This window comes from Neobacillus niacini, from assembly GCF_000759675.1.
GTDB lineage: Bacteria > Bacillota > Bacilli > Bacillales > Cytobacillaceae > Neobacillus > Neobacillus niacini_A.
In genome coordinates, this window is record NZ_BAWM01000113.1 from 1 (window position 1) to 310 (window position 310).

Below are 310 nucleotides of genomic sequence, written 5' to 3' on the forward strand. Positions count from 1 at the left end.
CCCATACCGAACACGGAAGTTAAGCTTCTCAGCGCCGATGGTAGTTGGGACTTTGTCCCTGTGAGAGTAGGACGTTGCCAGGCTTTATATTTTTTCGCAGTAGCTCAGTGGTAGAGACGAGCATTTCATCATGAATATGCTGCGAGTTGTACACACCGAGCAGCTCCTTGAGTTACTTTCTGAGGTGGGGACACACGTAAGTAAACAAGGTTTAGGAAACTAATATTATTATTCCGCAGTAGCTCAGTGGTAGAGCTATCGGCTGTTAACCGATCGGTCGTAGGTTCGAGTCCTACCTGCGGAGCCATTT

The 310-nt window shown here is 47.7% G+C and carries 1 tRNA gene and 1 rRNA gene; both read left to right on the forward strand.

Annotation, left to right across the window (positions count from 1 at the left end):
* Window positions 1-83 (forward strand): 5S ribosomal RNA (gene rrf / locus TR08_RS34215); the annotation flags it as partial.
* A gap of 149 nt (window positions 84-232) precedes the next feature.
* Window positions 233-307: transfer RNA gene (locus TR08_RS24185), tRNA-Asn, on the forward strand.
* Window positions 308-310: the final 3 nt, after the last annotated feature.